The organism is Celeribacter marinus, assembly GCF_001308265.1.
GTDB lineage: Bacteria > Pseudomonadota > Alphaproteobacteria > Rhodobacterales > Rhodobacteraceae > Celeribacter > Celeribacter marinus.
In genome coordinates this window covers 2847370-2866717 of record NZ_CP012023.1, presented here as the reverse complement: position 1 = coordinate 2866717, position 19348 = coordinate 2847370, and the positions used below count along the sequence as shown (strand labels likewise).

Here is a 19348-nt window from a genome sequence, read left to right as displayed (position 1 = left end):
TTAAGATTTTATAGATTATACGTCTGATATGATCCGAATGCAACTTTCACGTAGGAGAGACCTTCGATGCTTATTCCCCGTCAAAAAACCCCGCAATTACAGCTTCCGACACTCGATCACGGGGCGTTCGACCTCTCGGCCGAGCGGTCCGAACGCGGCACTGTGATCTGTTTCTATCGTGGCCTGCATTGCCCCATTTGCGCCACCTATCTGACGGAGTTCCAAAAACGCGTTGCCGATTTCGCCGAGCGGGGCGTCAGCACTATCGCCGTAAGCTCGGACGGCAAGGAGCGCGCGCGCGCCATGGCCGACAAGATCGGTGCGGACACTTTGCGTTTCGCCTACGACCTGCCCCTGACCAAAGCACGCGAATGGGGACTGTATATCTCGGCGTCACGCGGCAAGACATCGATCGGAATCGAGGAACCAGCGCTGTTCTCCGAACCAGGCCTGTTCATGGTCACGCCGGAGCAATCGCTCTACTACGGCTCGGTCCAGACCATGCCCTTCGTTCGGCCGCATTTCTCGGAACTTGTTGGGGCACTCGATTTCGCTATAAAGAACAACTACCCGGCGCGCGGAGAATACACGGGCACCGTCTGAACGTGCGAATGAAGCGGACCTTCGCGCTTGCCGATCCAATCGCTGAAAAGTCCGCTTCGTCCCCCCAACGCGGACCTCTATTGGGCCTGCGGTGAACGACCGATTCCCGCCCAAGATGTAGCTTTCTATCACTCGCTAATGGCATGCTGGTCCTCAAACTCATCCCGCGACAACTCATACCGCTTGCCTGTGAGCATATCCTTCTTGAGCCTTGGCGTGAGATGGCTGTAATGCCGCTCAATCATGCCAATCGATGTGCCCATCTGCACAGCCAGCGCGTGGATATCCATACCATCGTTGAGCAGCGCAAAGGTCGCGTATGTGTGACGCAGGCTGTAGAGTGTGCGGTTCTGGCCCGTGCGTGGGCAGGTGATCAGTCCCGTGTCTGTGAGGAACTTGCGGAACGTCTGGTGGATGTTCTTTGAGACAGTGCCATCTGGCAATCTGAACACAGGCAGATCAACAGGCTGCTTGAGCAAGTCTTCAAAAGGGACGTGCCGTATGTCGTCACTGCGCTCGTGAATGCGTTTTAGGTAATTGATGGTTCCACTGCGGCAGATGATGTCCCTGCGACCAGTCTTGCCTGAGACGCTCATCTCTAGATACTGCAGATCCTTTTCCTCGAACAGGGTCACATGCTTCCAGCGTAGGTTCAGCGCCTCTGTGCCGTGCCGCATGCCTGTATTGGCCATTATCAACACATAGTCCCGCATAAGGTGGCGCATGTCTGTGGGTTTGCCTGCCTTGCCTGCATCGATCCAGCTGGGCAGCTTGCGGATGAGCGTGGCGTATTCTTCGCGGGTAAAGTCTGGACGTCGTTCGCTCTTCTCGCCGCGGTTTACCAGCAGTGGCACATTCTTATGCGCGATAAAGCCCCGCGCGACCGCTTCTTCAAACACACGGTTCATGGCTGAGTTATGGGTATTCAGCGTTGAGGCCTTAGGCTCACGCCCCATCTTAGCACGCCGCCACTCGTAGAACTGTTGCACCTTCTCATAATCAATGGTGGTCACATACTGTGCACCGAAGAAGGGGATGAGGTAGCGCTCAACACACACGATGTAATCAGCAAACACTTTACGCCCTAAACTCGCATCCAATTGCTTGCGCATGTCGGCAATGGCCAGCTTAGCAACATCAGAGAACTTCTTGGTCACAACAGGCAGATCGTTTTTGTGGCGGAACTTGTATTCCAAAAACGTGTCGCGGGCATATTCCTTGGCCTCAGCTAAGTCACGCTTGCCCGTGCTGATGCGGATGGTGTGCCCATCAATTACAAAGGCTGCCTGCCAGCGCTTGCTGCGCTCACGCCGATACACCCGCACCTCGCCGTCCAGTATCAGATGTGTATCATCACGCAGCTGCCGCATGTCATGCTCCTCACCACAACACTACGGCAGGGCGCACCAACAAGTCTACGAAAGTGTGTGTTTGAGGGTGTGAGAAAGCTTCGATCGTGCAATTTAGTCTCGGATTAAAACTCGCATCTTCAAGCTATTGTTATTTTATTGCACTTCAAAATAATAAAATGAACCAACAGGAAATTATGATGACGTTAACTCGCCGCTATCCGAGATTTGAAATCACTATAAATACTGATCACGGTAGCTTTACTCACATCAGCTCAGCCCCAAAGCAAGCTGATGCAGTCGAGCGCGTTGTTTGAGCCTATGAAGGCAAAAACCCTGTGGTCGCTAAAATTAAGCCTCTTGGCGTTATGCGAAGAGCTCCAAATCGGTAAAGTGGACGTGGGTGTGCGCTAAGGCTAAAAAAACCAGCGCCCTCAAAGGGTCAACGCTAAACTGGACATAAGCGGGCTGTTGATCTGTCCCTTGCTCAATCAAGCCTAGGCTAGGATAGCTGTGTTGGTGTGGGACACACATGAATTTCTTGAGGATAGGCTATATGTCTCGACTGACTTTTATCGCCGAAGCTCAAGCCACAATTATTGTTACTATTGCTTATGTTATTCTGTTTGTTGTGACTTTTGGAGCTTTGATGCCAATACAGGCGCAGTTTTTTGACTGGTTGCCCATGAGCATTAGTTTGTTGTTTTTGCCTCACGGGGTGCGTGTTCTTGCTGTCTATCTCTATGGATGGCGAGCAATACTTTATCTGCTTCCAGGACATCTTGTGACTTGGGGGTATCTGAGGGTGTTTCTTGAGAGTGAGCAGGGCATTTATTCAGCTCTCATATCTATTTGCGCAAGCTTTCTGGCGGTTTGCTTGGTGTTTCGCACCTGGTCTAGTCACAGCGATAGCCAACTTCGCTCCCATTGGCTGCTAATCATTATTGCAGGGGCGGTCGCTTCAATTGGCAATGGCTTAGGTCACGCTATCTGGTACGGATCCCAATTGGACGCAACATGGATCACCCTTATGCTTGGGTTCTTCATCGGAGACGTGTCTGGATTGTTCTTCTTGCTGATGTTGTTAATAGCGTTCAACAAAGCAATACGTCAGCATGGCGCAAAGTCTTCATAAGCAGTCGATGGCAGGCGCGGTACTTTACAGGACTTTAAACTCGCCTCTCTTCTTGCGGTCTGAATGTTTGAGTAATCCATGATCTAAAATGGCTTTTAGGCATCTGAAAAATGTTGGGCGCGATATTTGCCGCGTTAGCTGATGCTCTAAAATATCTCTCGTTTGAACAAGGCCGTCTTTGGATTTTGCGGCTTGAGCAGCAAGGTATATGCTTTTTTCGGGAGGAGAGAGTTTGTCGAGACCAATATCTTGTTCCATCTCGTCAAGCATCACGCGTAGGGAGACTATCTGGTCAATTATCATGGTTCTATAGTTCCAAATTTTGTTGGCACATCAAAAAAGAATTTAAAACACGCCAAAGTCATTACCAATTATGAGTACACACATATCATATTGAGATGTGATGATTGCGTCAAATCGTAGAAATACGGTTATGACGCTGCGGCCCAGTCGTTGCCTATGAATTGTTTCTCTGTGTCCCGAACCATGTTCGCCCAAAACTCTGCCAACACAGTGTTCGCAACACAGCATCAGCCTACACTGTGTTCAACACAGCGAATCCAGAGTAAAAATAGTCAGCAACACGGCAAAAAGTGTGTTTAAGGTGTGTTTTTGAATTACACAACTTAAGCGCGCATTGCGCTCGGCTAAGTCATTGTTTTTGTTGGTAAAAATGGTGCCCAGGGGCGGAATCGAACCACCGACACGAGGATTTTCAATGGAGGCGGTATAAATTATACATTTATAATCAATGGCTTAAGCGAATATATTTTTGGTGTGCGTATAAGTGTGTTTTTGATGTCATTGTAAGGGCAGGGCGGAAACGCCGTGTTGAACACTATGATAGCCCCATACCTCGATTGAAGCTTCTCTCGACAACGATTGAAGCACAAGCGCTGGTTTTGGCTAATTAAGCGGATTCTCAATGTTGCGCGTTCATATAACTGCTATGCGGTACTAAGCTGCCATTAGGTCGCGCACCACCAACGTCTGCTTGCGCCGAAGTCACGGTATGTTGCTTCCTTTCAAACTACTATCAGGGCGAGCATCACAATCGCCATGCCCACCATCATGAGGTTTTCCGTCAGGCTTACGAAACCGAGTGGGACATTCGAGTTGCCACCCACACAGGCACATTTTAACTCTCGCTTGTCAATGTAGACTGCTTTGAACACGCTGATCGCGCCGACTGTGGCGATAAAGAGTGCCGCAGGGGCGGCAAGTGGAGTCAGCAACATACCCGTCATCAGAATGCCCGCGCCAGTTTCGACCCAAGGGTAAACATAGGCGTACGGCACCCATTTCCGCGCTAGCAGATCGTAGTTCAGGAACATGGTGGTAAAGCTCTCAATGTCGCGGAGCTTTTGCATCCCCAAAAGGATCATTGAAACGGAGATGAACCAACCGAGCGTTTGCCATGTGATTGCGCCGAGAAAGCCTATGGACAGAGCAAGCGCCGTCGCAGCGGCCACCGCGAATAGATAGATTACTGGCTGGTAGGTTGTAGCGTTCGGATCGTAGTCGGTCAGCTTTTGTCGCAGAGCATCGTAGCCACCGACCCGCTCGCCCTCGATCCAGATCTGCGGGGTGGTGGGCACGTCATGCGCCTTTTTGAATGTGTCGACCTCTGATCGCTCCCGGAACAGACGATCATCGACTTCAAACCCTTTTCTTTCCAAAATCCAACGCGCCTTCTGTCCCGCCGGGCACAGATGGTTCGGCAAGGCCATACGATACAAAACGGCTGTTTTTCCGGTCGCGGCGGTTGCGGGATCGGTCGTCACATCAGCGACGTCGCGGGTGTCTTTAGGCATGATCGTTTTCCTTCGTCTTAGGTTCTGTTCTGGATGTTCCGGGGGCTGCATCGCCGTTCGCTTCAATGTCCGCGATGTATCGCTTCATTTCTGCAATCTCCCCGCGTTGCACTTCGATGATCGCATCGGCCAGTTCACGCACACGCGGGACCGATATGTTGGCCCGTTCGCTGGTCAGTATTGCGATAGAATGGTGTGGGATCATCGCCTTCATCCATGCGACATCGCCCACTGTATCTTGAGAACGCACCAGATAAAGGCCCGCCGCAAAGGCAATCGCGGCACCAACAAAAATCGTAATATTTGCTTTATGGTTTGAATACATGCCGAGCATGAAAGCCTGCATGATCACCGCCATCATCCCGCCCATGTAAAGCGCCATCCACATCCGAGTTTGCGAGAAAAAGACGTGATCGAGCGCGTATGTGTTGAGATACATCAGGCCATACATCACAATCGTTGAGGTGCCGATCATTGCAAAAAACCGGCCATAGTTTCCGGTTTTTCCGGTATGGATATGATGCGTATCTGTGGAATCCATTGTATTGTCGCCTTGATGTGCCATTGTCTGTCTCTCCAATATACCCATATGGGGTATATAACCAGAATGTCAGCCGATGGTTCCAAACAAAAGTGGAATGCCAGCGTGAAAGCTAACAAAGAAAAGACACTGGACCGGCTCTCAAGGCTGGAAGGACAGGTGCGCGGCGTGTCGGGCATGGTCGAGGCCGACCGCTACTGTATGGATATTCTAGCGCAAACAGCGGCGATCCGGTCAGCGATCCTGGGTGTCGAAAAGCTAATCCTTGAAAACCATGCCGAGCATTGTGTCGAGACGGCGATCCAGAGCGGCGACCCCGAGGAGCAACGTGCGAAGTTTGATGAGTTGATCGGGCTTTTGCAAAAAGCGTCAAAGTAGCTGTTCAGTCGAGGGTTTGTCCGCGCCAGAGCATCACGGCCAAAGCAAGCGCCAGTATCACGTCGATCCCCAGACAGAACGGCCCCCACCAGTTCGGGGCAGGGTTCGAGAGAACCGATCCGACTGCAACGTCGAATAATCCATGTCCGAGCAAAGCAGCAGCGAGTATCCAGGATGACGCGCGTGCGCCAACAATCGCGAGAATGACGAACCCGGCTGCGAGACCGCTATGAACGATGATTTCCAGCGTATCGCCGGTCTGGATGGCGAACACTACGTAGAATGATGCGATAGCGACCATTGTTGTCGCCCATGTTCCCCGCTGACGCATCACGCCACCGATTTCCATGAGTGCGATAGTCGCGCCGCCGAGTATAGCCCCTGATATGAGAGGCATCCAGAACATCAGGCGACCTTAAACCAAGCCATCATGCCCGACTTCTGATGCGATAGCATGTGGCAATGGATCATCCACTGGCCGGGATTGTCAGCAACAAATGCAATCTCGACGGTTTCATCCGCGCCGATCAGCACAGTATCGCGCACGTCACCTTCGATGTTTGCAGCGCCACTTTTGGACAGGACGGTAAAATGGTGACCATGCAGGTGGATTGCATGCGGGAACACGGATCGGTTTGACATTTTCAATTGCACAGTTCGGCCCAGAGCCGCCTGGAACATTGGCTTATCCATTTCGTTCGCGGCACCGTTGAACGCCCAAACCATACCGTTGGCTGCAAGTTCGCGGAATCCCATTGTTTCGCCGCCAAAACGAGTTTCCAACATCCCGCGCATGGCTCCGCCTTCCATCAACAGCGTTTCGCGTTGCGGGTCTGATAGGTCTGGCACGGGAAGTGTGCCCCACGCAGGTAAAGGGCGGACATCAGTGCCGCGTGACGGCAAAGTGTCACCCGAATGGATGAAGCCAGCAATTTCCACCCATTCTCCATTACCGGGATCAAGCAGCAGGCTGGCGCGGGCCTCACCGTCCACGCGACCGTCGATCACCACATCCGCCCTTTGAGCGGGTCCGAGGATAAGAGTGTCGATTTCGCGTGGCGTAACAGGGTGGCCGTCTAGTGCAATCAGCCGCGCCGACAGATGCGGCAACGACAAGGGCATGATCCGATCCGTGGCTGTGTTGATGATCCGCAACCGCACACGCTCGTCGGGCTGGATATCCAATTCTGGATAGGCAGCGCCGTTCACCGTGACCGTGTTTCCCATGCGCCCACTATGCGAGGCTGCATGCAGGTCTTCCCATCTGTTTTCAATAATTCTTGCGTCGCTATCCAGCAGCCAATCATCAAGAATAAGGACCAGCTCGCGGGTTGCTGCACTAGGTTCCCCGAGCCACGGTTCGCGATCTTCCACGATCAATGGACCCGCGAGGCCACGCGCGACTTGTTCCGTGCTGCGGTTGTGAGAGTGATACCAATATGTCCCAGGATCGGGGGCTACGAAGTCATAGTCAAACGTATCGCCGGGCGGGACGGGGGCTTGTGTCAAAGGTGCCGCGCCATCCATGGCATTTTCAATGCGAATGCCATGCCAGTGCACAGAGGTTGGTTGCGGCAGGTCGTTGGCCAGTTGGAAGTTGACCCGCGCGCCCGCTTGCACACGAATTTCCGGGCCGGGAACGTTGCCTTCCGCCTCGGTCGCGTAAGCCCAGACAGGCGTTGGCGGATATCCGGCAGATGCAAGCTGCGCGGATGCAGGTGCCGCGCGCAGGATTGGCAAGCCTTCATAGGCTAAAGAGGGTCTGGATAACAGGGTTGCGCCGCCAAGCGCAGCAGCTCCTTTCAGAATTGATCGTCGAGATAAGGAGGTCATGAGAGTTTCCTTTTCACATGTTGACCGGAGGCGTGGTGATCGAGGTCAGCGTTGCGGTTGCCAGCAAGATGAGCAGAACGGCCACGGTTTCGATTTGAATTGAGCGGCGTAAGTGGGACGCAGCAGTGGAATCGCCAGATGCAAGCGCCGGAACGAGCCGCCATTTGTTGAGGCCGGCAAGGGCCATCAACCCTGTTACCACGCCGAGCTTGGCGAGAAGCGTCCAGCCGTAAGCGGTTGAAAGCAGCGCGGAGAGTGATCCGGTCATGAGCCACGCAAAGACCAACCCAACGACGACAAGCAGTGCGACCGTCACGCTGGCGACGTTTCCAAAGCGATGAAGCAGCAATGCGCCGTCTGGCTGGCCGACCGCGCGACCGAGAGGGGCCAGTGCGCCAATCCAGAACGCCGCCGCCAGAAGGTGCAGTGTCAATAACGACGCGAGCAGCCAGCGAAGGTCACCAAGAGAATGGCCGACGAACGTGTAAGACACCGCAATCAAGAGCGCCCCAACCAACCCCATCCCGAGGCCAACGACACCCCTTATCAGCATGGCAAGGACAAGAAGTTCACCCAAAACGCGCCAGATTGCGGCTGTCCCAAGCGGACTGTCCCAGACAAAGCCAAGCATCATAGGATCGAGTGCACCCGGCAAACCCATCCCGGAGATACGGGCGGCCCGGATGCCAAACCGCAATGCCAGCACTGCAAGTCCGATCAAAGCGGCGATCACAGCGATTTTCCGAGCTAGTTTCTGCACATCGGAGGATGCGTTTGGAAAGGCCAAAATGAATAGTGGCCCGCCCATTGCAAGAAGCGCCGCGCCGTAGCCCGCTGCCTTCGCAATGATGGCCGCAATGGCCCATGCGTCGATTGGTGCCAGACCTTCCACGCGGATCAATCGGCTACTTTGAAGCCGAAGGTGCCCTGCATGGGGTGACCGTCTGCAGATAGACCACGCCAATCAACCGTATAGGCCCCGTCGGGCAGATCAGCAGGTGGCAGTGCACGGAACTCCGTCACGGCGTCCATGCCGGTTTCACGCTCAATATCCACTTCGCCGTCCGGTCCGGTCAGCGTAATCGCGATCACGCGCATCGGATCATCAAAGCGCATTTCGATGGCTTCAACCGATGCTACTGTCGCCTCATTTGCCGGAGTTGTTTCTTCGGCTTTGGAGTGCGCCCAGGCACCGGTCGCGGTTGCGATCAGCGCAAGGATTGCAAAAATGCTTTGTTTCATTGTCTGTTTTCCATTTCGTCATGACGGGCGCGGACGTCGTCCGGCCAGGTCGATTTGATGTAGCTGAGAACGGCGATAATCTCTTCATCGCTCAGAACGCCTTCGTAGATTGGCATGTTCGAAGCGTAGTCGGGATCGCCGATAAGGGCACCCGTCCCGTATTTGGTGAGCCGAAACAACGTGTCCCCGTCATGGTGCCATGTGTGTCCGGTTTCATCATGGGGCGGAGCGGGGAGACGTCCATCTTCATCAGGCGAGCGCCAATTGGCTTGGCCTTCCAGATTAGCCCCGTGGCACGAGGCACAATTCGCCTCATAGACACTTGCCCCGAGTGCTACGATTACTGGATCGGTATCTTTCAGGACAACCCGATCAGTTTCAGCCGAGACCGTGGTGTAGGCATAGAGAGCGGCCCCGATCAGAGCCGCTCCGCCACCAGCTATGAATACAAGCCGTTTCACAAACCGGCCTGATAGAAGACGTCGCCTTCATTCGCATCGCCGCCGAAGGAGATCACGTCATAGCGTGCAGTTGGATCATTTCCCATGCCGGGCGAGCCGCCGGGCATTCCCGGAACAGCGATGCCTGTGACGTTCGGGCGCTCTTCCAGCAGTTTTGCAAGGGCTGCAAACGGCACATGGCCTTCGACGACGTAGCCGTCGATCATGGCGGTATGACAGGCCCACATATTGCCAGGAATGTTCGCGTCCAATTTCACGCTTGTGACGTCCGCAGTGTCGGTCACTTCAATGTCGTAGCCTTCCTCGCGGGCCAGTGCCACCCAAGCGCCGCAGCATCCGCATGTAGGACTTTTGGTTACGTGCATGGTGCCGTAGTCAGCCATATGTGAATGGCTGTCGGCATGGGCCATACTCGCCCATCCAAAGGATGCCAGTCCAAGGGCAAGTGCAGCGGCGGGTGTGAAGGCCAGAAGTGTCTTGATTGATTTCATAAGGTTTTCCTCTCGAAAGATGCGTGCCCAATTAATGAGGGCTGCGGGCAAAGCCCGTTTTGGTGTGATGACTAATCTTTGCTGCACCACAAAGAGGCACAGCAGGCATCACACCGCGCGGGGTGGATCGAGAGGACGGGATGGCTGAATACCGGTCAGCAGTATGCCAGACGCGAAGACTACACCTTTACCCGCAAATGGCGGAGTGCTGGTCGGTTCCGATGCCGGAAGCAGAGCTGGCACGGCATGACAGGTCTGCGTGCGTTCACTGCTGTCCTGACAACATGCGGGTTGTTCATCCGCCATGATTTCAGCCGCAGCGTGGTTATGATCGGTAGACGGCATATGTCCCGCATCCATCGCTCCGGAGAGCGATGCGGATAGCGTCAAGATGACGACCATGATGAAGCGAGCCATAAACATGAAACATACCTATATGGGGTATGTATGGTTTTGCAAGTCACACGTCTGTTACCTGCTGTCGCAGCATATCAATGCGCGTGGGCATCTTCCCCGAGTGCCATCATCAAGTGATGCTCACGATGATGATCCTGACTGGCCATCAATCCAAAGAAACCTAGGCCTTTGATCCGGGCGACAACAGCGGGATCATCGCTCGTCACCCGCAGCTCAATGCCCTCGTCGGTTTGGGTGGCTTGTACAGCCCAACGATCATCACGCGCGAGCTGCGCCGCATGGGCAGGCACCATCCGCCGAAGCGTCTCGATTGTCTCTGCATCGCCAGTCGCGGCGGCGCTTATCCCGTTCGGGAGGTCAGTTTGCGAGACCACCGCATCCGAGACCAACCGGTCCATATCGATCAGATGCGCTCGCAAGCCAGTCAGATCGACTTTGGCCCAGTTCGTACTAGGATCAGCTTCAAGGACGCGTACGACTTCGGACAAAGCTGCGAAAGCGCCTTGCCCAGGTTCTGACAATACATCGGCATTCGTTATCTGATCTTGGCCGTGTGCTGAATGATCCATACCATTATCGTGTCCGGCATGGTTGGTTTGCGCGAACGCGAGCGCCGTGCCGCCCGTAAATGCAATTACAGTTAGGATAATTTTTGCTTGCATGTTTTAGCCTCTCAAATTGTCATCAAAAGACTATCAGACAAGTATCAAGCGCCATATGATCTCTATCATGTCGACCTGGATAGATATTTTCGATGGCGCACCCGTCCGTAGGATAGCGAAAAATGCGGCGGTGTTCCGTCAAGCGGAGCAAGTGGAGTCTATGTATCTGGTGCGATCCGGCGCGGTCGCATTGGAGCGCCCGCTGACAGATGGTGTGCCGCTGACACTGCACGTTGCCACGGCAGGCATGGCTTTGGCCGAGGCTTCCTTGTTTGCGAAAATCTATCACTGTGACGCTGTTGCGCGCTTTGACGCTGAAGTTGCCAGCATGCCTCGTGCTAAGTTTTTGAGCGCTATCCGCAACATGCCGGAGGCCGCCCTGAGCTTAATTGAAACCCATGCAAAGGAAGTGCAGGCGCAGCGGGCGCGGATTGAAATCCTGCGTTTCAGGCGTGTGGCGGATCGGCTTGATGCTTGGCTGGACCTTCATGGCAAACCGCCCAAGGGTGAATGGATCATGGTGGCAGAAAGGATCGGCGTTTCGCCACCAGCGCTCTACCGAGAGCTGGCGAAGCGCAGGATCTGAAGCAGACCTTCGCTGCACCCAGTAGAAGTTGGAATTTTGGGCTCAGGGACGAAGCCGCTCGCGCGGCACTGGCGCTTGTGGCAAGCGTATTGAAGCATCCCACATGTTGGCGGATTTTGCGATCTGGCTGATCTGTTTGACGATTGAGGTTTCTCAATCGACAGACAGGAGGATTTCATGGTCAGCGAGAGAACAACACCGCTTCGGGAGCGGATGATCGAAGACATGCGCATTCGGGGTCTGGGGCACCAATCCCAGCGATCTCATATCCGGGCAGTCAAGGATTTTGCTGCGTTTCTGGGGCATTCACCGGATACGGCTACGCGTGAGGAGCTGCGCGCGTATCAACTTCATATGACGGATACCGAGGTCACGCCCTCGGTTTACAACGCGCGGATCACTGCTCTGCGTTTCTTTTTCTCGATGACCTGCGGGCGTGATGAGATGAAGAAGTACATGCAATTCCGCACCGAGCCGCGCAAGCTGCCCGCTGTGCTCAGCGTTGAGGAAGTCTCAGAACTTCTGGCCGTAGCACCTGGTCCCGGGCTCAAGTATCGCGCGGCGCTCAGTATCTCTTATGGTGCGGGTCTGCGCGCCTCTGAGGTTTGCAATCTGACGACCGGCGACATCGACAGTGACCGGATGTTGATCCACGTCGTGCAGGGCAAGGGGCGGAAGGATCGTAAGGTAATGCTGTCGCCGGGATTGCTCGATCTGTTGCGTGACTATTGGTGCGAGGCACGGCCTGAAGGGTGGATGTTCCCGGGTAAACCCAAGATCAATCCGATCTCGCCACGTCAACTCAACCGGGCCTTTACATCGGCCAAACGCATGGCCGGGATCAACAGGCCCGCAACGCTGCACACCCTGCGGCACAGCTTTGCCACCCATCTGCTGGAAGCGGGCACGGATGTACGGGTTATCCAAGTGCTACTTGGTCACGCCAAACTGACAACCACCGCGCAGTACACTAAGGTCGCCACCAAGATGATCCGGGATACGACCAGCCCGTTCGAGGCCCTCAAGCAGTTGAACCTACAGACACGCAAGACGCGACCGCGGTGACGGGCGGGGAGTGCCCCGCCCCAGACTGGAGGTTGCTGACATATTCCGCAAACATGGTCCCGCGTGGCGGCGGGCCAATGCCGGGCATATCAGCCTGAGCCAGCTTAAGGTGATGTCAGCGATAGAAGCCTGCCGAACAGAGGCGCTCGGCGGGCATGTGGCGGCTTGCACCAAATGCAGCCATCAGCACATCGCATACAACAGTTGCAAAAACCGGCACTGTCCAAAGTGTCAGGGACCCGCTGCGCGCGACTGGATGGCGGCACGGGCCGAAGACTTGCTGCCCGTCGAGTATTTCCATGTCGTCTTCACGCTACCAGCCGAGATTGCCAGGATCGCCCTCTGGAACAAGCGCGCCATTTACGGCCTGCTGTTCCGGGCGTCCGCCGAGACCGTGACGACCATCGCCGCTGATCCCAAGCGCATGGGTGCTCGCGTTGGCATGACCAGCGTGTTGCACACATGGGGGTCTGCGCTCACCCATCACCCACACATCCACATGATCGTCCCCGGCGGTGGCTTGTCGCGCGACGGCAACCAATGGGTGGCGTGCAAGCCGGGGTTCTTCCTGCATGTGCGGGTGCTGTCACGGCTGTTCCGCCGCCTGTTCATCGAAGGACTGATGGCGTTGCATCGCTCGGGTGATCTGGCGTTTTATAGTGACCTAAAAGGGCTGGCTGAGACCGGTGCATTTGCAAACTGGTTGGCCCCGTTCCGTAAAATCGAATGGGTGGTCTATGCCAAACCACCGTTCGGCGGACCCGAGGCAGTTCTAGCCTACCTCAGTCGTTACACGCACCGTGTCGCGATCTCGAACCAGCGCCTCTTCAGCGCCGATGCAAACACCGTCGCGTTCCGATGGAAGGACTATCGCATCAAGAGTGGTGACCGGCAAAAGGTGATGCGCCTGACAACGGACGAGTTCATCCGCCGTTTCCTGATGCATGTTCTCCCCGACGGGTTCCACCGGATCCGGCACTATGGCCTGCTGGCGTCCGCGCAACGTAAAACCAACATTGCAAAGGTCCGAGCCCTGATTGGGGCGAGCCCGCCAGAGCAAGAACCACCATCCGAGGATGATCCCACACCATTTACATTGCGGGAACCGTGCCCCTGTTGCGGCGGCACAATGCTGATCATCGAAACGTTCAAGCGCGGCCAGGTTCCCCGATCCCGCGCTCCACCAAGGAAACAGGCCGCATGACTGATTGCCCGTTTATCCCGCCCAATGCGATCCGGTTGTTTCTGCAACACCGGCCAAAATCACTTGTGCGCAGCGATCCAGCAAATCACGTTAAAGGTGCAAACCGGCAGCGACCCAGCTCAAATCTTAGGCAAGCGAGCGGGCAAAACGTACGAACCGCCGTCTTCAATCTGACCAAAAACGTATCCGCAGCAGTCACAAGCCCGATAGACAGCGCTCTTTCCCCATAGACACCGCCAAGCCCCCGCGGCTTCCTCCCTGAGAGATTTTCCAACGCGGGCCACAGTCGAGCCAAGCCGAAAGATTGCACCCTGGCCCGCATCAGAAAATCTTCATCAAACCAGCCGTTGGCTGCAATATGCACAAATGCCAGCTTGGTTTAAGGCCTAGCATCTTTATCGAGCATATGAGCGAAGACGAACTCGTATGATTTTAACTATGCCTCTCGCGCTTGTTCACAACCAAAACCTACACAGCCCTATAAACTCCAACATCCGCATATGTCTGACACAAAAGCCCACGTAGCGCCTTAACCCACGTTTACAGCCACACGTAGCGGCCTTCCCAAACTCACCGCCTTACGCCTGCTTACACAGCGCCGTAAACGCCACAGCACTACATCCCACCCAGAGTTCCCTGTGTTCCCTGTGGCTTAAGCTTATCGTAATCTGCTTGTGACGTTGCCGTACTGGTTACTTGAGGCATCCCAGACGCAGACGGCTGCGTGGCTGGCGTAGGGGGCTTAGGTGCACTTGGCTTTGGCACAGCTGCAATAGCCTTACCCATCCGCGACTTTGGCTGCTTCTTTGCTTTGACGTCGCCACCTTTTAGCCGTGTGTCCAACTTGTTAGCTAGCAAGCTTGCGGTATTGGCAAAGGTCTTAATGTCATCAACGGCTTGCTCAAGACTGCCCGTGCCAGAGCCTTTCTCAATCACATCAATTAGTCTGCGCAGTTCGTCTCGGTCATCCATGCGCAGCACCCTGCTTAGCAAAATGGGGTGATGCAAAATCACCACCTAACTTCTGTAAGTACTTCCCGCTAAAAAACCGCAGCACAGATTTTTGCGGCTGCAGAACCCATTTCAGATACAAGCTCATGCGCCCATCCTCTCAGGCTCACGCCACACTGCTTCTGCTTGGCGGGCTATGGCCTGATCGCAGAGGGCCTTTAGGCCGACTAACCTAGCGGCCCACTGTTTGTGCTGTTCAACCTCTGAGCCATTCAGTCGCGCCGCATAATGCCCCAGCTTGTTAGAACAGATCGCCAGCGTCTCCACACTTGGTTCTATGCGGTTGTAGCGCAACACGCGAATGTAGCCTTCACTGCGTCCTAGCCAGCTGCGGCAAAATTCTGGTGTATTCTGGACAATACCAGTGTGTATCAATTCGTCTCGTAAGTGCTCTAGTAGTCTTATGCTCATATGCTGCCTCCAGTTGGGTAAGTGCAGCTGTATTTATCCACATTATCACATATAATCAGTATCTTGACTGTCTTTCCGGTCGTCCAATGTTTCCTTTGACCATACGCTTTAGCTGTAACCAAACAGCAAGGAGCGGATATGACACATCTGGCAAAGCTTACATTCAAGACCGTTGATCGCAGCACCAAGCGCGATCCCATTGTAGCACGGCGCGATAAACTCGTGGCGGGGCTTGAAGAGCAAAAGCTGGTGCATGCGGCTGCACTCAAGAAAGAAGATCACCGCGTTGAGCGACACAAGTGGATGACCAATGACATGGGAGAACGGGTGATGGTCAAAACACACCGCAGAATACGCCCATGGTTCTTTGAGCAAGACGGGGGCTGGTATGTGCAGTGCCGATACGGCGCGCGTGTGATTGCAGCTGATGGCACCAACAACGCAGTACTAGTCAAATCACTAGAAGACGTAGCTGGTGTCCTTGATGCTTTTCTAAACGCAGCTGCCGCAGGAGAGTTGGACGTAGCGATCACCAAAGTAGCTGAGCGGCAACCACGCCTAAAGCCAGGAGCTGCTAAGGCGGCAGCAAATGCATGATGCAACCACAGCTAAAATAGCAGCACTTAATGATCACGCACGGCGCTCATTCACAGGGTGCCGTGTGGTGATCACTCAAGGCGTGCAGGCGTTAGATGACGTACCATCAGTGCTGGGCCAAGTGCAGTGTTACACCGCCTTCACACCGGACAAGGACCCTTATGGATAGCATGACTTCGGATCATTCCATCACGGCGATATAACCATCTTCTGGAAGATCGAGACCTACGATGTAGACCTGCAGATGCATTCGCCTGATCCCAGCGATCCGACTGTGACCAGTCGTGTACTTACGATCATGTTGGCAGAGGAGTATTAAGCCCCATCACAGATCATCCTGATACAAACACAGCACATCTGCCCTGTATAAAGTCAGCACTTAAGGCCACCAAATAGTGCAGGTCTATGCAAACACGGTGTTCTAACATGCAGTGTTAACACGGCGTTTATTTGTAATTACCCAAACACTCCTGTTGCAAACAGCGTGTTTGACAAAAATAGCAAACATGGCGTTTCCAAACAGCGTGTTTGGATTTTTATCCAATAAAATCAACGGCTGGAAGTTACCTGCGCAGGGCTTTGGGGAACTCTCCGTGCCCAACATTCTCAATATATTGCTCAGCTGTGCGCAAATATCGGTTTGTTTGATTGGATATGCTGATGCGGGCGCGTTTGTTGTGGCGCTCAATCTCAAGCGCCTTTGATGTGCGCGTGGCAACATACTGAGACAATGGCATCAAGTTTGGACGCAAACCCGCCAAGATACCTAGATTATAAGCGCTGTCTGTTGGATGTGTTTGCTTGAGGTCCCACAGCTTTAAAACCCGGTGTAGGGTATGAGCAGACACATTAGTATAAATTGGATACTGGGCTGTCGATGTAACGGTTGAGCCGCCAACTGGCATAATTGCCTGAGCACGCATGTGCAGTGCTTTAACTTCTTCTTGTATATGGTGCAGTGGCCGATAAGGGTCAATTTGGTACATTAATTGGCCAAGATTGTCGGGGTCTTCTCCTACGCAGCTTTGCTCTGCAAACAGGCTTTGGTGATCACGCCACCAATCCAAGAAGGTACCATCAAAGATATTGCCAAAGTCCTGATAAAGGCGAGCAAGTTTGCCAGCCCCAAACTTGTTGCAGGTATTCTTGTACTGCTTGTTGCGTCGCAAGAACGCCCACCACCAATAATAAAGCGAAGACTTATAGGGCTCGGCTTCCTTATAGGGCAGGTTCCGCTGGCCCTTGAAGCGAGTGTACGCAATCTCTGCGTTGTTGGGCGGAGCAGTCACAAAGCTAAGTGCCTCTGCGCCTTCATGTGCCCAGTCCTTGGGCATGACTCCATCTCCGTTTTACGCGTTTGGAGTCAAAATCTAGAGCACTTCTTCGATTAAACGAGTCTCAGCATGACACTAAAGTGCTGTGGCCCTCTGCTTCCTTAGAACGCTGTTCGTAAGGACTTGGGCTTTTACTCAACGCTTTGCAGGTGGCTGCAAGCTAAAATTGAAAGGAAGAACCATGTCTGTTCAATCTCAAATCAAAACCGATATCCACAAACGCCTCGACGCAATGCACACTTCCCGTGTGACTTGGGAAGAAGGCACACTGCGGGCATCAAACGATGAGCTTTATGCAATTCTTGAAGGTGTGTACGCTATGTATGCAGAGCTCAAAGCAGAAGTGGGCAAGCGCCGCGCTTTTGCTGCTTTACTCACGGATCTTGAGGTTAAGACCCAAGCAAATACGAGCTTGGCTCTTAAGGTGATCCGCTATGTGTTTGCGGGGCAGGGACGCCGTGAAGAAGCCTATGCCCGGGTTGTTGCAATTGCGCATGACATGAAGGGACCTGATCAAAGCTTTACGAGCTATGTGCAAGAATGCGGTGGTTTAGAAGAGGTACGCCGGGTTCCAACGGCCACAAAGAAGACAACCATGTCTAAAGAAGACTACCGCAAGCTGGCTCTTGAAGGCCTGCAAGAAGTGCAAGTCGGTGTGTCTACGTTTGAGCTTCCGACCTTTATTCAAGCCAACACGGATTACGAAGAAGATTATGCGGTAGCTTTGGTGCGCTGTCATGACGACGGCACTGGCACTGTGGTTTACGGCTGCAATGAAGCAGGCATCATCGATGCTGTCTTGGTGTCATCAGGTAAAGACCTTGATCAACGCACCCAAGAAAGCCTGGCCAAACTTGATGCAGGTGATCTGGCAGACAAACGAGCCCGTGATGTCCGTGAGTTTGCCTCCAAAATGATACGGGTCGGCTCCAAGGCAGCGGTTACTGCAGCAAATGCGCCCAGCAAAGCTGATGCACAGTTCTACGGCTAATGCTCGCCAACTGGGGGCAACTGATGAGTTGCCCCTGACATCTACACTAAAAAATGGAGGCTTTCATGTCATTCGACCTTAAGCATCTGCCACAAGTGTTCTCTGACCTCGTTATTACAGACCCACTTAATGCCGGTGTAATTAAACAATACTGCGCCCAACCGCCCTCAAAGCCGGTGCTACTAGCTGGTATGCCCGGCGCAGGCAAAACAGAAGCTGCGCGTGTGATCGCCAAGAGCTACTTCGACAGGTTGAACATCCAACACATGCAGTGGGAGTTCAACGCAGCCAGTCTTGGCAAAGACTTTGAAGCCAAGATTATGTCTGAAGTGAACCATCAGATGTTTGGCAACGCAGATAAAGCGCTGATCGTTATCAATGAGATTGACGAGATGGACTTGCGCAGCGTGCAACCCATGTTTCGCGAGTTTATGGACGACAAGCGCCATCTTGTCCGCTTTGTTGCAACCACCAATCACAAGAGCCGCATCATCGGGGCGATGCTGTCACGCTTTCGAGTTCTAGATCTTACTCCGCCAACCAATTTGGATTGGGTGGATCGCGCCAAGACCATCCTAGAAGCCGAAGGTTTATCTCCAACACAAGCGGACGTCGCGCAGATGCTGCACAACTTCCAAGGCAGTGCCCGCGATCTCATTGATCTCCTCGAAGAGATGGTAATCGCAAGCCACAGGAGAGCATCATGAATATTATGAGCCAACCACAAAACAGCGGCCTGATCTTAAGCCCGTACGAAACCTCACTTCTCAATATTTGGCATGCTTGCGGCTTGGGTGTTATTGTTGAGGACAACATAACCAGCAATCCTGTTCTCGTGTATTTGCAGCATGCACAAGAACCAGAGCACGGATTTGCCAGTAGTTTGGGCTATCCATACTACATGGGGTTAAGGCTTAGCTTCTTTTACAGCGCGCGTGCGTCTTTGAATTTTGGAGATAGAAACAGCTGCATGTGGATGTTTCGGGCGTTAAGTTATCCAATGGTCATAAAACTGATCCGTGCAACTCTAGATGGGCAATATTCAGGACCAGCGTATCAGGCTAATGTCTACAACGCAGCTCACCCAACTTTCAAACATAACGAAGTTAAATGGGAGCAAAATTCGATGATGTTTGCGATCGAAAAGTTCCCTACCGATCTTGGTTGGCGTTGGGCTCGAAGCCGCCATTCGCCGCGCCTAGCGTGAATGTCTGCTCTGGGCG

The 19348-nt window shown here is 53.7% G+C and carries 25 protein-coding genes and 1 pseudogene; 11 read left to right on the top strand and 15 right to left on the bottom strand.

Annotated elements, in window-relative coordinates; all coding sequences use genetic code 11:
• The first annotated feature begins 66 nt into the window (after positions 1-66).
• Positions 67-603, top strand: a complete 537-nt coding sequence (locus IMCC12053_RS14260) for a peroxiredoxin-like family protein (protein WP_062220190.1) — start codon at positions 67-69, stop codon at positions 601-603.
• 128 nt (positions 604-731) lie between these two features.
• Here IMCC12053_RS14260 and IMCC12053_RS14255 read toward each other — a convergent pair whose 3' ends face one another.
• On the bottom strand, positions 732-1973 hold the full coding sequence (locus IMCC12053_RS14255) for a tyrosine-type recombinase/integrase (protein WP_062220188.1): 1242 nt from the start codon (positions 1971-1973) through the stop codon (positions 732-734).
• 535 nt (positions 1974-2508) lie between these two features.
• Here IMCC12053_RS14255 and IMCC12053_RS14250 point away from each other — a divergent pair.
• Entirely contained in the window at positions 2509-3087 is a 579-nt protein-coding gene (locus IMCC12053_RS14250; RefSeq protein WP_143090045.1) for a hypothetical protein, read from the top strand.
• A 24-nt stretch (positions 3088-3111) separates the two neighbouring features.
• On the opposite strand, the gene IMCC12053_RS14245 is transcribed toward IMCC12053_RS14250, so the two are convergent.
• The 3 genes from IMCC12053_RS14245 to IMCC12053_RS14235 form a co-directional block, all read right to left on the bottom strand.
• Entirely contained in the window at positions 3112-3390 is a 279-nt protein-coding gene (locus tag IMCC12053_RS14245; RefSeq protein ID WP_062220182.1) for a hypothetical protein, read from the bottom strand.
• 722 nt (positions 3391-4112) lie between these two features.
• Positions 4113-4901: a MauE/DoxX family redox-associated membrane protein gene (locus tag IMCC12053_RS14240; protein ID WP_062220180.1), complete on the bottom strand. Its 789-nt coding sequence runs from the start codon at positions 4899-4901 to the stop codon at positions 4113-4115.
• Positions 4894-5442, bottom strand: a complete 549-nt coding sequence (locus IMCC12053_RS14235) for a DUF305 domain-containing protein (RefSeq protein WP_062221376.1) — start codon at positions 5440-5442, stop codon at positions 4894-4896. Before IMCC12053_RS14235 ends, IMCC12053_RS14240 begins: the two co-directional genes overlap by 8 nt.
• Positions 5443-5547: 105 nt before the next feature.
• Between IMCC12053_RS14235 and IMCC12053_RS14230 the strand changes: the two genes are divergently transcribed.
• Positions 5548-5820, top strand: coding sequence for a metal-sensitive transcriptional regulator (locus IMCC12053_RS14230; RefSeq protein ID WP_236852439.1), 273 nt, complete (start codon positions 5548-5550; stop codon positions 5818-5820).
• A 4-nt stretch (positions 5821-5824) separates the two neighbouring features.
• Here the strand turns inward: IMCC12053_RS14230 and IMCC12053_RS14225 are convergent, their stop codons facing one another.
• From IMCC12053_RS14225 to IMCC12053_RS14195, 8 genes are all read right to left on the bottom strand, one after another.
• A complete protein-coding gene (locus tag IMCC12053_RS14225; RefSeq protein WP_062220176.1) occupies positions 5825-6226 on the bottom strand; it encodes a hypothetical protein in 402 nt (133 codons plus the stop codon).
• Positions 6226-7653 carry a multicopper oxidase family protein gene (locus IMCC12053_RS14220; protein ID WP_062220174.1) on the bottom strand — a complete coding sequence of 476 codons (1428 nt, stop codon included), beginning with the start codon at positions 7651-7653 and terminating at the stop codon, positions 6226-6228. The genes IMCC12053_RS14225 and IMCC12053_RS14220 overlap by 1 nt, the downstream gene beginning before the upstream one ends.
• A gap of 13 nt (positions 7654-7666) precedes the next feature.
• A complete protein-coding gene (locus IMCC12053_RS14215) occupies positions 7667-8545 on the bottom strand; it encodes a CopD family protein (protein ID WP_062220172.1) in 879 nt (292 codons plus the stop codon).
• Positions 8546-8550: 5 nt separating this feature from the next.
• On the bottom strand, positions 8551-8895 hold the full coding sequence (locus tag IMCC12053_RS14210; protein WP_062220170.1) for a copper resistance CopC family protein: 345 nt from the start codon (positions 8893-8895) through the stop codon (positions 8551-8553).
• The gene (locus tag IMCC12053_RS14205) at positions 8892-9356 is read right to left on the bottom strand and encodes a c-type cytochrome (protein ID WP_062220168.1); all 465 of its coding nucleotides are present in this window, start codon (positions 9354-9356) and stop codon (positions 8892-8894) included. Before IMCC12053_RS14205 ends, IMCC12053_RS14210 begins: the two co-directional genes overlap by 4 nt.
• The gene (locus tag IMCC12053_RS14200; RefSeq protein ID WP_062220166.1) at positions 9353-9847 is read right to left on the bottom strand and encodes a DUF411 domain-containing protein; all 495 of its coding nucleotides are present in this window, start codon (positions 9845-9847) and stop codon (positions 9353-9355) included. Before IMCC12053_RS14200 ends, IMCC12053_RS14205 begins: the two co-directional genes overlap by 4 nt.
• A gap of 108 nt (positions 9848-9955) precedes the next feature.
• The gene (locus IMCC12053_RS15880; protein WP_074906436.1) at positions 9956-10270 is read right to left on the bottom strand and encodes a hypothetical protein; all 315 of its coding nucleotides are present in this window, start codon (positions 10268-10270) and stop codon (positions 9956-9958) included.
• A 68-nt stretch (positions 10271-10338) separates the two neighbouring features.
• Positions 10339-10926 (bottom strand): hypothetical protein, encoded by a 588-nt coding sequence (locus IMCC12053_RS14195; RefSeq protein ID WP_062220164.1) that lies wholly within the window; start codon positions 10924-10926, stop codon positions 10339-10341.
• A 67-nt stretch (positions 10927-10993) separates the two neighbouring features.
• On the opposite strand from IMCC12053_RS14195, the gene IMCC12053_RS14190 reads away from it, so the two are divergent.
• The 3 genes from IMCC12053_RS14190 (at position 10994) to IMCC12053_RS14180 (ending at position 13781) form a co-directional block, all read left to right on the top strand.
• Entirely contained in the window at positions 10994-11512 is a 519-nt protein-coding gene (locus tag IMCC12053_RS14190; RefSeq protein ID WP_169775322.1) for a Crp/Fnr family transcriptional regulator, read from the top strand.
• Between the two features lie 177 nt (positions 11513-11689).
• Positions 11690-12577 carry a tyrosine-type recombinase/integrase gene (locus IMCC12053_RS14185; protein WP_062214601.1) on the top strand — a complete coding sequence of 296 codons (888 nt, stop codon included), beginning with the start codon at positions 11690-11692 and terminating at the stop codon, positions 12575-12577.
• Positions 12578-12587: 10 nt separating this feature from the next.
• Positions 12588-13781: an IS91 family transposase gene (locus IMCC12053_RS14180; protein WP_062214603.1), complete on the top strand. Its 1194-nt coding sequence runs from the start codon at positions 12588-12590 to the stop codon at positions 13779-13781.
• A gap of 615 nt (positions 13782-14396) precedes the next feature.
• Here IMCC12053_RS14180 and IMCC12053_RS14175 read toward each other — a convergent pair.
• Together IMCC12053_RS14175 and IMCC12053_RS16235 are read right to left on the bottom strand one after the other, a co-directional pair.
• Positions 14397-14753, bottom strand: coding sequence for a hypothetical protein (locus tag IMCC12053_RS14175; protein WP_062220160.1), 357 nt, complete (start codon positions 14751-14753; stop codon positions 14397-14399).
• Positions 14754-14876: 123 nt separating this feature from the next.
• Positions 14877-15203 (bottom strand): DUF6626 family protein, encoded by a 327-nt coding sequence (locus tag IMCC12053_RS16235; RefSeq protein ID WP_062220158.1) that lies wholly within the window; start codon positions 15201-15203, stop codon positions 14877-14879.
• A 138-nt stretch (positions 15204-15341) separates the two neighbouring features.
• Between IMCC12053_RS16235 and IMCC12053_RS14165 the strand changes: the two genes are divergently transcribed.
• Positions 15342-15800 (top strand): hypothetical protein, encoded by a 459-nt coding sequence (locus tag IMCC12053_RS14165; RefSeq protein WP_062220157.1) that lies wholly within the window; start codon positions 15342-15344, stop codon positions 15798-15800.
• Between the two features lie 181 nt (positions 15801-15981).
• A pseudogene (locus tag IMCC12053_RS16100) lies at positions 15982-16119 on the top strand (DUF3768 domain-containing protein); the annotation flags it as partial.
• Positions 16120-16363: 244 nt separating this feature from the next.
• On the opposite strand, the gene IMCC12053_RS14160 reads toward IMCC12053_RS16100, so the two are convergent.
• On the bottom strand, positions 16364-17134 hold the full coding sequence (locus IMCC12053_RS14160) for a hypothetical protein (RefSeq protein WP_062220154.1): 771 nt from the start codon (positions 17132-17134) through the stop codon (positions 16364-16366).
• Positions 17135-17315: 181 nt separating this feature from the next.
• On the opposite strand from IMCC12053_RS14160, the gene IMCC12053_RS14155 reads away from it, so the two are divergent.
• From IMCC12053_RS14155 to IMCC12053_RS14145, 3 genes are all read left to right on the top strand, one after another.
• Positions 17316-18125: a hypothetical protein gene (locus tag IMCC12053_RS14155; RefSeq protein WP_062220152.1), complete on the top strand. Its 810-nt coding sequence runs from the start codon at positions 17316-17318 to the stop codon at positions 18123-18125.
• A 65-nt stretch (positions 18126-18190) separates the two neighbouring features.
• Positions 18191-18832 carry an AAA family ATPase gene (locus IMCC12053_RS14150; RefSeq protein ID WP_062220150.1) on the top strand — a complete coding sequence of 214 codons (642 nt, stop codon included), beginning with the start codon at positions 18191-18193 and terminating at the stop codon, positions 18830-18832.
• On the top strand, positions 18829-19332 hold the full coding sequence (locus tag IMCC12053_RS14145; RefSeq protein ID WP_062220148.1) for a hypothetical protein: 504 nt from the start codon (positions 18829-18831) through the stop codon (positions 19330-19332). The genes IMCC12053_RS14150 and IMCC12053_RS14145 overlap by 4 nt, the downstream gene beginning before the upstream one ends.
• Positions 19333-19348 lie beyond the last annotated feature (16 nt).

What these genes read in the sequence shown, in the direction of transcription:
- IMCC12053_RS14260 (WP_062220190.1), top strand. Translation starts at nt 67, where the DNA reads ATGCTTATTCCCCGTCAAAAAACCCCGCAATTACAGCTTCCGACACTC.
- IMCC12053_RS14255 (WP_062220188.1), bottom strand. Translation starts at nt 1,973, where the DNA reads ATGCGGCAGCTGCGTGATGATACACATCTGATACTGGACGGCGAGGTG.
- IMCC12053_RS14250 (WP_143090045.1), top strand. Translation starts at nt 2,509, where the DNA reads ATGTCTCGACTGACTTTTATCGCCGAAGCTCAAGCCACAATTATTGTT.
- IMCC12053_RS14245 (WP_062220182.1), bottom strand. Translation starts at nt 3,390, where the DNA reads ATGATAATTGACCAGATAGTCTCCCTACGCGTGATGCTTGACGAGATG.
- IMCC12053_RS14240 (WP_062220180.1), bottom strand. Translation starts at nt 4,901, where the DNA reads ATGCCTAAAGACACCCGCGACGTCGCTGATGTGACGACCGATCCCGCA.
- IMCC12053_RS14235 (WP_062221376.1), bottom strand. Translation starts at nt 5,442, where the DNA reads ATGGATTCCACAGATACGCATCATATCCATACCGGAAAAACCGGAAAC.
- IMCC12053_RS14225 (WP_062220176.1), bottom strand. Translation starts at nt 6,226, where the DNA reads ATGTTCTGGATGCCTCTCATATCAGGGGCTATACTCGGCGGCGCGACT.
- IMCC12053_RS14220 (WP_062220174.1), bottom strand. Translation starts at nt 7,653, where the DNA reads ATGACCTCCTTATCTCGACGATCAATTCTGAAAGGAGCTGCTGCGCTT.
- IMCC12053_RS14210 (WP_062220170.1), bottom strand. Translation starts at nt 8,895, where the DNA reads ATGAAACAAAGCATTTTTGCAATCCTTGCGCTGATCGCAACCGCGACC.
- IMCC12053_RS14200 (WP_062220166.1), bottom strand. Translation starts at nt 9,847, where the DNA reads ATGAAATCAATCAAGACACTTCTGGCCTTCACACCCGCCGCTGCACTT.
- IMCC12053_RS15880 (WP_074906436.1), bottom strand. Translation starts at nt 10,270, where the DNA reads ATGTTTATGGCTCGCTTCATCATGGTCGTCATCTTGACGCTATCCGCA.
- IMCC12053_RS14195 (WP_062220164.1), bottom strand. Translation starts at nt 10,926, where the DNA reads ATGCAAGCAAAAATTATCCTAACTGTAATTGCATTTACGGGCGGCACG.
- IMCC12053_RS14190 (WP_169775322.1), top strand. Translation starts at nt 10,994, where the DNA reads ATGTCGACCTGGATAGATATTTTCGATGGCGCACCCGTCCGTAGGATA.
- IMCC12053_RS14185 (WP_062214601.1), top strand. Translation starts at nt 11,690, where the DNA reads ATGGTCAGCGAGAGAACAACACCGCTTCGGGAGCGGATGATCGAAGAC.
- IMCC12053_RS14175 (WP_062220160.1), bottom strand. Translation starts at nt 14,753, where the DNA reads ATGGATGACCGAGACGAACTGCGCAGACTAATTGATGTGATTGAGAAA.
- IMCC12053_RS16235 (WP_062220158.1), bottom strand. Translation starts at nt 15,203, where the DNA reads ATGAGCATAAGACTACTAGAGCACTTACGAGACGAATTGATACACACT.
- IMCC12053_RS14165 (WP_062220157.1), top strand. Translation starts at nt 15,342, where the DNA reads ATGACACATCTGGCAAAGCTTACATTCAAGACCGTTGATCGCAGCACC.
- IMCC12053_RS14160 (WP_062220154.1), bottom strand. Translation starts at nt 17,134, where the DNA reads ATGCCCAAGGACTGGGCACATGAAGGCGCAGAGGCACTTAGCTTTGTG.
- IMCC12053_RS14155 (WP_062220152.1), top strand. Translation starts at nt 17,316, where the DNA reads ATGTCTGTTCAATCTCAAATCAAAACCGATATCCACAAACGCCTCGAC.
- IMCC12053_RS14150 (WP_062220150.1), top strand. Translation starts at nt 18,191, where the DNA reads ATGTCATTCGACCTTAAGCATCTGCCACAAGTGTTCTCTGACCTCGTT.
- IMCC12053_RS14145 (WP_062220148.1), top strand. Translation starts at nt 18,829, where the DNA reads ATGAATATTATGAGCCAACCACAAAACAGCGGCCTGATCTTAAGCCCG.